The 13705-nt window shown below is 30.7% G+C and carries 10 protein-coding genes and 1 pseudogene; 10 read left to right on the top strand and 1 reads right to left on the bottom strand.

Features of this window, described 5'->3' with window-relative positions; genetic code table 11:
- Positions 1–215 precede the first annotated feature (215 nt).
- The 8 genes from AB8U03_RS07405 (at position 216) to AB8U03_RS07370 (ending at position 10666) form a co-directional block, all read left to right on the top strand.
- A complete protein-coding gene (locus tag AB8U03_RS07405; RefSeq protein WP_369703908.1) occupies positions 216–3050 on the top strand; it encodes an AAA family ATPase in 2835 nt (944 codons plus the stop codon).
- Positions 3051–3201: 151 nt separating this feature from the next.
- Positions 3202–4725: an HAL/PAL/TAL family ammonia-lyase gene (locus AB8U03_RS07400; protein ID WP_369703907.1), complete on the top strand. Its 1524-nt coding sequence runs from the start codon at positions 3202–3204 to the stop codon at positions 4723–4725.
- Positions 4726–4779: 54 nt separating this feature from the next.
- A complete protein-coding gene (locus AB8U03_RS07395) occupies positions 4780–6204 on the top strand; it encodes a sodium:solute symporter family protein (RefSeq protein ID WP_369703906.1) in 1425 nt (474 codons plus the stop codon).
- 3 nt (positions 6205–6207) lie between these two features.
- Positions 6208–6450 carry a hypothetical protein gene (locus AB8U03_RS07390; protein ID WP_369703905.1) on the top strand — a complete coding sequence of 81 codons (243 nt, stop codon included), beginning with the start codon at positions 6208–6210 and terminating at the stop codon, positions 6448–6450.
- Positions 6451–6471: 21 nt separating this feature from the next.
- Positions 6472–7008 carry a hypothetical protein gene (locus tag AB8U03_RS07385; protein WP_369703904.1) on the top strand — a complete coding sequence of 179 codons (537 nt, stop codon included), beginning with the start codon at positions 6472–6474 and terminating at the stop codon, positions 7006–7008.
- A 48-nt stretch (positions 7009–7056) separates the two neighbouring features.
- Entirely contained in the window at positions 7057–7521 is a 465-nt protein-coding gene (locus AB8U03_RS07380) for a (2Fe-2S)-binding protein (RefSeq protein ID WP_369703903.1), read from the top strand.
- Between the two features lie 2 nt (positions 7522–7523).
- On the top strand, positions 7524–8372 hold the full coding sequence (locus AB8U03_RS07375; RefSeq protein WP_369703902.1) for an FAD binding domain-containing protein: 849 nt from the start codon (positions 7524–7526) through the stop codon (positions 8370–8372).
- 26 nt (positions 8373–8398) lie between these two features.
- Positions 8399–10666, top strand: coding sequence for a xanthine dehydrogenase family protein molybdopterin-binding subunit (locus AB8U03_RS07370; RefSeq protein WP_369703938.1), 2268 nt, complete (start codon positions 8399–8401; stop codon positions 10664–10666).
- Between the two features lie 126 nt (positions 10667–10792).
- Here AB8U03_RS07370 and AB8U03_RS07365 read toward each other — a convergent pair whose 3' ends face one another.
- Positions 10793–11707, bottom strand: coding sequence for a class I SAM-dependent methyltransferase (locus AB8U03_RS07365; protein WP_369703901.1), 915 nt, complete (start codon positions 11705–11707; stop codon positions 10793–10795).
- Positions 11708–12388: 681 nt separating this feature from the next.
- Between AB8U03_RS07365 and AB8U03_RS07355 the strand changes: the two are divergent.
- Both AB8U03_RS07355 and AB8U03_RS07350 read left to right on the top strand, forming a co-directional pair.
- Positions 12389–12628 (top strand): annotated as a pseudogene (locus AB8U03_RS07355) (alanine--tRNA ligase-related protein); the annotation flags it as partial.
- Positions 12620–13588 carry an alanyl-tRNA editing protein gene (locus tag AB8U03_RS07350; RefSeq protein WP_369703937.1) on the top strand — a complete coding sequence of 323 codons (969 nt, stop codon included), beginning with the start codon at positions 12620–12622 and terminating at the stop codon, positions 13586–13588. The pseudogene AB8U03_RS07355 and the gene AB8U03_RS07350, both read left to right, overlap by 9 nt.
- Positions 13589–13705 lie beyond the last annotated feature (117 nt).

The following is a 13705-nucleotide window of genomic DNA, read 5'->3' as shown; positions in this document are numbered from 1 at the left end:
ATGGAAATACAGGCTTTGCTTTAAAATAAAAGCCTGTATTTTTATTATATAAGTCTCTTTTATTTAGTTGATGGACCTGATTTTTTCTGATATAATAACCTGAAATTTGGAATTGGCATGTCTTTATTTCATTACATATACAGGCAAAATCAATATTGTCATAAAAATAGCCCAGGTATTATTCAAAAATCAGCATTTAGAAAGGAGGTTTGGGTATGACTATAGTTAATGCTAAGTTATTTGGAATACAAGAAATTTTAAAAGATCAGGATAAAATATATTTTCCTTATAAAAAGGCAGAAGCTTTGTTTTATTATATGTTGGTAAGAAAACAAGCTTTAAGAGAAATCGTTATAAATCTTTTATGGGGAGATATGGGCGAAGATATAGCAAAAAAAAATTTGAGAAATGCTGTTTATTCAATAAAAAAAATATTTAATGAAAATATCATCATATCTCCCAAACGATCCTTGCTTATGTTAAATCCTGATATTCAGTTTCAATGCGACATTTATAAATTTCTAAGTAAGGAGGATGCGTGTGGTTTAAAAGATGGATTCAGAAACAATATTAATGAACTGGAAATTTTTAAAATATATAGAGGAGATTTTTTAGAGGGATTTTATGTCAAAGATGCAGAGACTTTTGAAAAATGGATGATGCAGGTAAGACAGCAGTTTAGAGATAAATATATTAATAACCTTACTAAATGTGTTGAAAGATTTATGAAAGAAAAACGTATAAATAGTGCTAAAAGTTGCTGCAAAAAGCTGTTTTATGTTGATGATTTTAATGAACAGGCATACAGATTGCTTATGAGCATATATATAAAAGAAGGTGAATATGGAAAAGCTGTATACACATATAATATTTTAAGGCAAAAGTTAAAAGACGAGTTAGGGGTATCTCCTGATGAAGAAACAAAGTTATTATATGAAGAAATTATAGAGAAAAAAATCTATAATGAGGATAACAGTAATTGTGGAAATTTAGAATTTTTTTATGGTAGAGCAGAGGAAATAAATATCTTAATGAATAACTATAAAAATTTTATAGAAAAAAATGCAGCTGAATCCATACTAATAAAAGGAGAAGCGGGAATAGGAAAAACTAAGTTGGTTTGTGAATTCCTAAATAGAATACAATGCAAGGATTTATATTTAATTAGTACTAATTGTTATCAGGCGGAAGAGAATTACATTTTAAAGCCTTGGAATAGTATATTCCAGAGAATATTCAAAATTTTAACAATGGAAAATATAAAATTACCACAATATACATATAAAGTTATTGAAAGCATTTTTCCTGCGATTGATACAGAGAATACTCATCAACATATAGAATCACTGGAGAGGTGGGACATGATAAAATATCAGGCCATAGAGTCTGCAGCTATTGACATTATAAAATATGTATGTGGGAAAAAAAGAATGATATTGTTTATGGATGACATACAATGGATAGATGAGGTGAGTTTATCTCTTATAAAGAATATAATATTAAATTTAAAAAATAATAGATTCATGGTTATTTTTACTTGTAGAAGAGGTTATGATAAAAAAGTTGATAACTTTATTACATTTATGAGATTTAGGAATCTTATAAGGGAAATTGTAGTTAATCCTTTAAATGTTGAAGAAACTATGGATTTTATAAAAAGGTTATTACCTCAGTATAACTTTTCCAAAGAAGAGCTAGGTAATATTTATTTAAATACGGAGGGAAACATGTTTTTCCTGGTTGAATATTTAAATAATTTTAAAGATAAAAAACAACCATTTATAATTTCACCTAAAATGCAGGACATATTAAAAACTAGATTATATAATATTTCATATAATGCTAGAAGATTACTATCTATTATATCTATATTTTTTGATATGGCTAAAATTAAAGATATTCAAGAACTAGTACAAGGTAATCCGTTGGAATTAATGAGCAGCATTGATGAACTCCAAAAGAAAGCATTGATAAAGGAAATTTATTTAGATGACGAAATTGGCATTGCATTTAACCATATCAAAATGAGAGAATATGTTTATTCTCAACTTTCAAATTCTGAAAAATTTTTTTTGCATAAAAAAGTTGCAAATATTATTGAAAACAAACTGAGCAATGATGCTTATGATTTTTCACTATATTCTAAGTTGATCTATCATTATATGGGTTGCGGCAATAAATTAAAGGAGCTAGAATATAGAATTAAAAATTTAAATAGTTATCTAAGCAATAAGCATGAAATTTTTCCTATTTTATATAATAATTATAGTCAAGAGTATCTACTCACTGATAATCAGGTTAAGGATAAATTTAAGGATATATACTTAATTATTAAAGATTTGAGAAATATGAATGTAGACAAAGAAAAATTAAAAGATATTGAAATGGAATTTTTTTATATAGTGGGGCGTGATTATATCAGGAAAGGAGAATATCAGAAAGGATATAGTATTATTTATGAGCTTATAAGTTATGCCATAAATGGTGATAATTATAAATTGACTTTACAATGTTATAAACAATTAATTTATTATTCCATGAATATTTCTAATTTTTCACTTATGAAAAATTACATTGATAAAGCTATTGAAATTTCAATAAAGTATAATTATGAAGATGAAATTCCAGTAATATTGAGGTTAAAAGGTTATGAAAAGATAATGAACGGAAAACTTCATGAAGGTGAAAAGCTTTTAAAAGAAGCTATAGAATTATTTAATAATCTGAAAAACAGTGAAAAATATGTATTGAATATTGCAGCAGCATATGATTTTATAGGTGAAAGCAAGATGATTAAAGAACAATATGATGAAGCTCTCAAATGCTATGAATTGGCTATAAATATGTGTACAGAAAGAGATGTGAATTTAGGTATGCCGATATTCTACACTAATGCAGGTGAAGCTTTATATGAAATGGGAATGTATGAGAAAGCATATAACTATATTAAAAAGGCTTTGAGATTGTATGATGAATTAAATTTTGTATGGGGAAGAGCTAAAGCTAATAATTTGAATGATATGCTTTCTTGTAGAAATAATAATAGATAATGTTTAAAAATAGTTAAGATTATTTTTATTGTAAAGATAATCTTAACTATTTTTAGTTGTAAATCAAAAAAATAAGCTCTATTGACTTTTTTCAGACTATAAATTGGTAATATATAAACATATATTACTTTTCAGGAGTCGAGGTGAAAAAATGAAGGACGAAACAATTATATTAACTGGAAATAATTTAACTATTGAGCATATTGCTAAAATTGCTTGTGAAGGAACAAAAATTAAAATTTCAGAAGAAGCTTGGAAAAGAGTTGAGGACTCAAGAAAATTGGTTTTTGATCTGGCAGATAGTGATATACCTATTTATGGTTTTACTACAGGTGTAGGTTGGAATAAGGACAAAAGAGTTTTTAAAGAGTTTTTTAAGCAATACAATGAAAATTTAATTCACTGCCATACTCTTGGAGTTTTACCGGAGGCAAGTCAAAAGGAAGTCAGAGCAGTAATGCTGGCAAGATTAAATCCATTACTATTGGGAGCGACAGGTATTCAACCTGCAATAGTGAATATGTATCAGAATATGCTTAATTTTGGAGTACACCCGGTACTTCCAGAAAGAGGATCCGTCGGAGAAGGAGATATTACTTGTCTGTCTCATATTGGACTTGCAATGATTGGAGAGGGAGAGGTATATTACAATGGCAATAAAATGCCTGCATCAGAAGCTCTTAAAAAGGTCGGATTAAAGCCTGTAATTCTAGGGCCTAAAGATGGGCTTGCAATTGTCAGCTCAAATGCACTTTCAGCAGGACAAGGAGCACTTGTAGTAAAGGAAGTTAAGGATTTAATAAAAATTGCAGATGCAATTTATGCATTATCGCTAGAAGGACTTAATGGAAATACCTCACCCCTTGATGCTAAAGTTCATGAAATGAGAAGATTTCCGGGACAAATAATAAGTGCAAGAAATATGCGGGCATATCTGGAAGGAAGCTATTTATGGGACAAGGATAGGAAACCGAAGGCATTACAGGATCCATTAAGCTATAGGGGAGCAGCAAATATTCATGGTTCTTTAAGAGATGCATTGGAATATGTTGAAAAATATTTATTGTTACATATAAATACATCTGATGATAATCCATGTGTGATGGTAAAGGAAAGAAGAATTGAGTCATGTTCTAATTTTGAGGTTGCAACCTGGGTTACAGGCTTTGAAATGCTTGGTATCATGTTAAGTCACGTATCCAAGGTATCTTGTTACAGGACCATAAAACTTTCCACACCATATTTCACGAACCTTCCAAGATTTTTATCACCAGCTGATGATGTCATATGTTACGGAACTATACAGAAAGTATTTGTTTCTTTGGATTCGGAAATCAGACATCTTTCAAACAATGCTTCTTCTGATTATTTTTCTATGGCAGGAGATATAGAAGATCATGCATGTAACTCTGTTTACGTGGTACAAAAGACACGAAAGATTGTAGATGATTTAGTATATATTTTAGCCATAGAAGCGATGCATTCCTCCCAAGCAGTAGATCTTAGGAAAAATCCCAATTTAGGGAAGGGAAGCAAGGCAGTATATAAGGCAATTCGTTCTGAAATACCGTTTTATGATAGAGATAGAAATATTTCTGAGGATATACGTAAGGCATACAATATAATTAAATCAGGAAAAATGCTTAAAATGTTAATGGCTTCTATGATGGAGTAAGATTGATGAAGAGCTTTTATCTGCAATTTAATTGAAAATAAGGGGGTTTAATAAATGAATATAACTTTAACTGCTCTGGATAATGTTGTTATTGTAGCATTTATGATATTAGCCGTTTGGATTGGATATCATTTTTCAAAAGCTGCAAAAGATATGGAAACATTTTATCTTGGCAATCACTCACTACCATGGTCTCTTACAGTTGGGACATTGTTTTCCACTTGGTACGGTGGAGTTGGTACGGTAGGAACTATAGAATATGCTTCAGTGTATGGATTATCCTGCTGGCTCATATGGTCAGTAACCAGTCATATGGGAAGAATTCCATTGGCTGTATGGGTGGGACCTAAAATACATGTTAGAACTGCAATTACAGTTCCGGATTTGCTGCACAGCGTTTATGGCAAAGGTGTTGCCCTTTTAGGTGCATTTTTCATGTTTCTCTATTGCATTAGATTAGGTGAAGTAACAGCAGCAGGTTTTATAGGACAATCAGCTTGGGGAATAAAACCTGAATTGGCAGGTTTTTTAGCTGTTATGTTTGTTGTTCTTATTACAGTTTTAGGTGGACTTATGGGTGTTGCAGTCATGGATATGATTCATTTCTGGATTATGCTGGTGGTTATTTGCATGATAATGCCTATAAATTGGCATTCAATTGGTGGGTGGGCAGGCATTACTCATGGTCTTTCAAGTACTCCTAAGCTTATGGATCCATATGGCGGATTTACATTTATGAAAGGATTAATGTTGGTTTTATTGGCATTTGGTGTTTATGCGGATCCTGCATTTTATCAAAGATTTTCGGCTGCAAATTCTCCTAAGGCAGGTAGAAGAGCATTGCTTACCTGCTTAATAATATGGGTCGCATTTGATGTGGTATTAGTTATGACAGGACTTATTGTAAAAATTCTATATCCCAATATTCCACCGGCAGAGGGATATATTCAGCTTGTATTCCACACACTTCCTGTAGGACTTAGAGGACTCTTTATAGTAGCAATATTTGGTGCCATTATTTCGGCCCTTTGTGGATATTACCTTACAGGAGGAGCTACACTTGCCAACGACTTTTATGCAAGAATAAAAGGAAATGTTTCGCAGAAAAAAATCGTATTCTTAACAAGATGTGGTGTTATTGTTGTTGCTGGGTTGGGTTTATTAATAGCATTTAAATTTACAACAGCTCAGGATGCCATGATTTTTACAAGCTCAATTTGGATGTCTGCTGGATTTGTGCCTATAGTAGGAGCATTGTTATACAAGGGCAAAATAACAACATTAGGTGGATATATGGGCATGATTACTGGAATTATTGTTTTTATATTGGTAAAATTATTCCCTCCTGCAGGTATTTCAATGGAACCACTTGTTGCTGCATTACCTTTATCTGCTATTGCATGGTTTATTGGAAATAAGATAGGAAAAGAAAGAATTAGCGGTAAACTTACTGAAAATAATATGGTAGGGAGAGATTGAATAATGGGAGATAAGGATAAATTTATAAAAAAAATCAAAGCTGACAAAATAGAATGGAAAGGAATAGATGGTTTCCTTGTTTCATTATTTTTTATAATATCTATCATTGTTTGGATAGCAATTATAAAAAAAATAGATATTATAATTGGTTATATTATACCAATTTCACTGGCAGTAGTTGTTACTGCAATTTTTATAGCATATTTAAAGGAGATATATAAGTTTTCTAAAAATAATATAAAATAAGATTTTCATGGAGGAAACTGTATGGATATCAATGTGTTTAAAATTAAAGTAAAAAGAGAAGAAGCCATAAAAATAGCAAGAGGCTTGAGAAGCACTTTCATGGGATTATCAAATAGAAAAGTATCTAATGTTAGAATTCATTATGTTGAAGTTAAATTTATTACATGCAATCTAACTTATAAACCTAATTTTATAGAAAAGTATTTATTTAAAGATAATGAAACAAAGAAACAGAAAATTTTAATGATAGCAGATGGAACTACCTGTGAATCGGCAATTGTCAGCGGTAAACCTGATATAGTTCCTATTAAAAATGTTGAAGAGAATTATGTACAATTTTCTTCTTATTCTGATGAACTCATGATAAGTAATTGTAAAAAGGTTGCATCAAGGGTTGCTTTTAGAAATCTTGGTAATTTTGCAAAAGTGGACTTTGAAAAAATTGAAAGTTGCTATCGTCCCTATTGGTTAATATTATATGGTGAAGAGAAAAAAGTTAAAAAAGTTAAATGTATTCCTGTATGTGCTGATGGCTGTGGATCTTATAGAAGTTTTTAATACTGAAATAATTGTATATGGGATGATAGGAGTTGATATAAAATGCTTATGAAATTTACCGTAAATGAAAACAAGTATGGATTAGATGTAGATCCAAGAAAAAGATTAATTGATGTTATAAGAGATGATATCGGGCTTACAGGAACTAAAGAAGGATGTTCTGAAGGGGAGTGTGGAGCTTGTACAGTTATTATGGATAAAAGAGCTGTGAATTCTTGTATGGTTATGGCGGTTCAAGCAAGAAACAAAGAAATTATTACTGTTGAAGGACTGGAAAAGAATGGTGAATTAGGCCAATTGCAAAAATCTTTTATAAATAAAGGGGCAGTTCAGTGTGGGTTTTGTACTTCGGGGATGCTTATGTCCTGTAAAGCTTTATTGATGAAAAATTCCAATCCTACAGAGGAAGAAATCAAAAGAGCCATAGAGGGAAATTTATGTAGATGTACAGGTTATAACAAAATAGTAGAGGCTGTTGTGGAAGCTAGTGTAATGTTAAACGGGGGGGTATAAATATGAGTGACATAATTATGAGAACTCCTCAAAGCATACAGGAATTGAAAAATTATTTAAGTATTGCTGATGAAAGAACTTATATTTTGGCCGGGGGAACTGACTTCATTATAAAAATGAATAAAAATAATATATATGAAGGAACTATTATTGATTTAACAGGAATTAATGAATTAAATTACATAAAAAAAGAGGACAAATTCATAAAAATAGGCTCAAATACTACTTTTACAGATATTTCTGGAAGTAGAATAATAAATGAATATGCTTCCTGCGTAGCGCAAGCTGCTTCTTTGGTTGGATCAGTACAAATAAGAAATTGTGCTACTATAGCTGGAAATGTGGCCAATGCTTCTCAGGCAGCAGATTGTATCCCTGCATTGATGTGCCTTGATGCTAAAGTAAAAATTATGAATGGAAAAGGGGAATTCAGCGAAAAAAATATAGAAAAAGTAGTACTGGGCATAAACAAAAACTGCTTAAAAAATGATGAAGTTATAGTGGAAATATTGATTCCACTTAGAGACCATATGTACAAGTCCGCATTTTATAAGATTGGCAGCAGAAGTTCAGTTACTATATCTAAATTAAATATAGCTGTAAGTGTAAAACTTGAGGAATTCATTGAAAAGGCATCTGTAGTAATAGGTTCTCTTGGGGAAAGGGCTTTTCATTCCACTATATGCGAAGAAATGCTTGTTAATAAAAAAATAAATCAGAAACTTTTTATAGATTTCAAGAAAAAACTTAAGGAACAGGTAGATTTGGCTATACCAAATAGAAGTTCTAAAGCATACAAAAGAGAAGCTATTGTAGGGGTTGCTGATGAAGTTATTAAAAAATTATTTTAAATGAATTTAGGAGGTTATAAATATTGGTGGATAATTACAAATACATCGGTAAGTATATACCAATGCAGGATATAAAGGAAAAAGTTACAGGAAAGCTTAAATACGTAGGAGATATGAAATTACAGGGTATGCTTTATGGGAAGCTGCTTTTAAGCAGTATAGCTCATGGAATTATTAAAGATATAGATATATCACAGGCAGAACTGCTACCAGGTGTTGAAGGTATATTTACTTATAAAAATACACCTAATAATAAATATAATTCTCACAAATGGTATGAGGCTCACCAGGTACCGGAAGATGAAACCATGTTTACAGATAAGGTCAGATTTGTAGGAGATAAAATTGCAGCAGTTGTAGCCAAAGATCTAGAAACAGCCGAAAGAGCTGTAAGCTTAATAAAAGTCAAATATAAGGAGTTAACTCCTGTAATTGATCCTAAAGAAGCTCTAAAAGAAAACTCACCTAAAGTACATGAAGATACTAATTTGATTTTTTCAAAAGAGTTGAAATATGGAGATTGTGATGCTGAGTTCAGAAAAGCAGAATTTATAGCAGAAGATGAAATTATTACTCAAAAAGTTCATCATGCTGCTATCGAACCTCATAGCTGTTTGTCTAATATAGATGAGTTCAATAATATTGTAATATGGTCTCCCTGTCAGGAAGTTTTCCAAGTACAGCTTATTGTCTCAAAGGCTCTTGGCGTACCTAAAAGCAAAATAAGAGTTATAAAGGCACCTATGGGAGGATCATTTGGAGGTAAAACTCATCCTATTTTGGAACCTATAAGTGCATATGCCTCTTTAGTTTTAAGAAGACCAGTTCGATTTTCCATGGATAGAAGTCAAGTTATAGTAGGTACAAGGACAAGACATAATATGATTGGTAATGTTAAAATTTCCTTTAATAAGGAAGGAATTATTTTAGCAAGAGATATTGATTTGTTAGTAGATACTGGAGCTTATTTTACTAATGCTGCAGCTATAGCAATGGCCATGGGTAAAAAAATAAGCAGATTATATAAAATAAGAAATCAGAGATATAATGTAAAAGTAGTGTATACAAACACACCTATAGGAGGACCGTGTAGAGGTTATGGCTCTCCTCAGCTTCATGCAATAACTGAAATTAATGTTGATAATGCTGCGAGAATGTTAAGTATGGATCCAGTGGAATTCAGGCTTAAAAATTTGTTAAAACCCTATGATATGGATTTAGGAGGGGGTACTGACATTGGAAATGGAAGAGTAATTGACTGTGTCAAATATGGCTCAGATGCATTTAACTGGATTAAAAGATGGCCTGAAATAATAAGTGATGGCAGACATATGATGGGAGTTGGAATGGCATGTGTAACTCATGGGAACGGGTATTTTGGAGCTTATCCTGACTTTTCAACTGTTTATGTTAGAATGGATACAGATGGTTATATTCTTTTAAATGAAACTATACATGATTTAGGTTGTGGCACTGTTGTAACTATGAAACAGATTGCAGCAGAAATACTGAGTATTGATATAAATAAAATATATGCCACAGAAGGGGATACTGCAGTTACTCCTTATGATTCTGCCGGGACGCAAGCAAGCAGGGTGACTTATGTGTGTGGCGGTGCGGTTAAAAAAGCTTGTGAGCTGCTGGTAGAAAAAATTATAGCTTACTGTGCTCTAATATTTAAGTGCAATAAAGATAGAATTATAATGAAAAATGAAACTATCTGGTGTAAGAATAATCCTAGGTATAAACTCAGTTATAAAGAGGCAGCAATTATGATTGAAAATAAATATAACAGCGCCTTGGAAGTTACGAATACCTACACTTCACAGGCTAATCCTGGTGTGTATGCAGCAGATTTTGCAGAGGTTGATATTGATATTTTTACTGGAGTAGTAAGAGTTACTGATTTACTTGCAGTGCATGATATTGGAAAAGCTATAAACAGAACTTTAGTAGAAGGACAAATACAAGGTGGTGCACAGATGGGTATAGGATATGCACTTACAGAAGAAATAAAAATTAATACTGAGGGAAATATAAATTCCAATTCTCTTAGTAAATATCATTTAATAAACGCTCCTGATATGCCAAATGTTAAAACCATTCTTATAGAAGAAGGAGATGAATATGGGCCATATGGAGCAAAAAGTGTAGGAGAAATAGCAATTAATGGTATAGCTCCTGCTGTTATAAATGCAATAAATCATACCTTAGGTATCAACATAACTACATTGCCAGCGACTCCAGAACGAATAGTAAAGACTTTAAAAGAAAAAAGCCTCAATTTGGGGTAATAAGAAGCATCTGTGTCACCAGAGGTAAAGTAGAACTAAAAAAGGCGGTACTTCCTTTTTTAGTTCATGAACAATATTAGAATAATATGTCTTAACTGTAAATACTACTTTGATCAGTTTGCATGTTTATTTTTTAACAGCAAAGCAATAATTCACATTATCAAAAGCTGTAATTTGATGGCTTGGATTTGCCTTATTATATTTTTTGAAGTACTGCTCTGTTATTTCATTTGGTGTTAAATTTTCATAAATCGTGAAATTACTTTCAGCCAACAGTTTCTCTAATTCCATAAAAGAATAGCTCGCAAGCATTTTTTCACTTACAGCAGCAGCCATTGCTGCTTGTTTTTTAGCACGTTCTCCTGCTCTATCTGTATAGGTGTTCTCATCATTATAATCAAACACAATACTACTGCCTTTTGGTATAAAACTGGAAATTGTATTGACTGTTTCTGCAAATACCTGTTTAGACAAATAGTAACTTATTCCAAGCAAGCTACAAAAGCTAATCGTACTTTTGTCAAATTCTACACAGGAAAGCAAATTGCTTCGCCAGTTATTTCTTATGAAATCTGCAGATACATAATAGAGATTTGCTGGCTTTTCTACTGCTAATAATTTAATACGTTTTTGCTTGTCTCCACCAGTAGCAGGGTGGTCAATTTCAAAAATTTTAATCTTCGATGCCCAGTCAGGCTGACGATATGCAAATGTGTCATATCCTGCAGCAAAAATCAAATACTGTCTTGTACCATTTTGTACAGCATTTTTGAGTAAACCTTCCGCAAATGCTCCTCTACCCAGTGGAGTTGGAGATAACTGATTATCAACAATCCAACGTAAAGCTTCATCCTGTGTACCCTCAAATGATGGATTAAAAAATTTGATTCCTTTTGACATATTACTTGCAATTTGTTCGTATTCATCTTGAGTTAAAATGTCCTTTGCTAAGTAATCATCAAATACTTTTTCTTCGTTCTGCACTGAATGATATGCTCTTGAAAATGCACTTACGAGTGCTGTCATGCTTTTTTGATTCATAGAATTATCACCTCATAATAATATATACAACACATATAGCAACACTACAATACTTGACTTTTTTGCTATTTTATGTTATTATATCTATATAAATGATGAAAAGTTTACAAAGTCGTTACATTTATTATGACGGCTTTTTTAATAGAATAAGATAATAAAGTATATTCAAAATAAAAAAGATTACCAATAATCCGTGCAATATAATATTTTACTTGCTACGAAGCTCATAGTATTATTTATATAAAAAGATGCCACTCAGAATAAAATCCATTCTTATTAAATTTATACCAAGTCTATTTCTTCTTCAGTTTTTAATTTTAAACTTTTCATAATCTCACGACTAAATTCTAATGTTGCTGTTCCGTTTGCAGTTATGAAAGAATTTGTCCTCTGCGATTTAATTATATGGATAATAATACCATTCTTTACTGTGATTTAAAATAAATTCTTACATATTAACACGTTATATAAACTATCCTAAATTAGATTGTAAATAAACTTCTTTTTTCTGATTTTCTGTAATTCCTATATATCTTAAAGTTTGAGATTTTGAAAAATGATTGAATATATCCATAAGCAAATCCAAACATGGATTTGTCTAAATATTATATTTGAGTTTTTAATTTACATCATAAATATTATGTAAATTAAAAACAATGTAAACCAAAAAAAGTATATAATAATACTAAGGAGTTGATAAATTTGACTGAAAAATTATTCTACAAAAATACTTACCTTAAAGAATGTAAAGCAAGGGTAATAAATATATTAGAAGAGGATGATAAAATAAAAGTTGTCTTAGACAAAACTATATTCTATCCTGAAGGTGGTGGTCAGCCTTCAGATACGGGAACTATTGACGACTTGGAAGTGAACTATGTATATGAAGATAATGGAGTCATATATCACTGTATGAAAGATAAGCCTAAAAATAAATATGTGACATGTAAGATTAATTTTAAAAAAAGATTTGATTATATGCAGCAGCATTCTGGAGAGCATTTATTATCTGGAGCAATATTTACTTTATTTAATGGCAATAATAAGGGATTTCATTTAGGGAAAAATTATGTAACTATAGACATTGATATTGAACATATGGATGAAAACATGATAAAAAGAATAGAAAATGTAGTAAATAAATATATTTATAGAGATCAACCTATAAGAACTTATATGGTTTCAAAAGAACAAAGCAAAAAATTTCCTTTAAGGAAACAAATAGATGTAAATAATATAAGAATAGTTCAGGCGCTTAATATGGATTGCTGTGCTTGTTGTGGAACTCATGTATCTAGAACTGGCGAAATAGGCATATTGAAAATACTAAAGGTAGAAAAATACAAGAAAATGACAAGAATATATTTTAAATGTGGTAATAGAGCATTAATGGATTTTCAACAAAAGCACCAAATAATTACGAATTTAAGTAAGAATTTTTCAGTAGAAATATGTGATATAGAAGAAAGGATAAACTTTGAAAAGGATCAAATTCAAAAACTTTTAACAGAAAATAAAAATATGAAAAAAATTCTGGCTAAAAATGAAGTGAAAAATATTTTAGAAAATAATACTTCAAATATAATTTTAAAAGGATATGATAATAAAAAATTTGAGGAAATCAAACTTATAGCCTCCATTCTTTCAGAAGACAAGTTGAAAAAAAATATATTGATTTTCTATTCAACTTTAGACAAGAGAATATTGTTTATAAATAATTCAAATCAGGAAATTAATTGTGGAAAACTGTTTAAAGACAATATAAAAGATTTTAACGGGAAGGGCGGTGGAAATGCTCAACAGGCTCAGGGAATCTTCCCAAATAATAATGATATTGAAAAATTTTCAAATTTTTTGTATTCCAGTGTAATACAAAAATGATTTGAGCAGAAAATAAATTTTTTATAGAACTTATGGCAAAAAAAGCTGAAGACAAGTATAAATTTACAAATACGGATTATCCTAATAATTGAATATTTAAACAAGGAACGTGGACCT

It is taken from the genome of Clostridium moutaii, assembly GCF_041205085.1.
In the GTDB taxonomy this organism is placed as follows: domain Bacteria; phylum Bacillota; class Clostridia; order Clostridiales; family Clostridiaceae; genus Clostridium_B; species Clostridium_B moutaii.
This window is presented reverse-complemented; position numbering and strand designations above follow the sequence as displayed.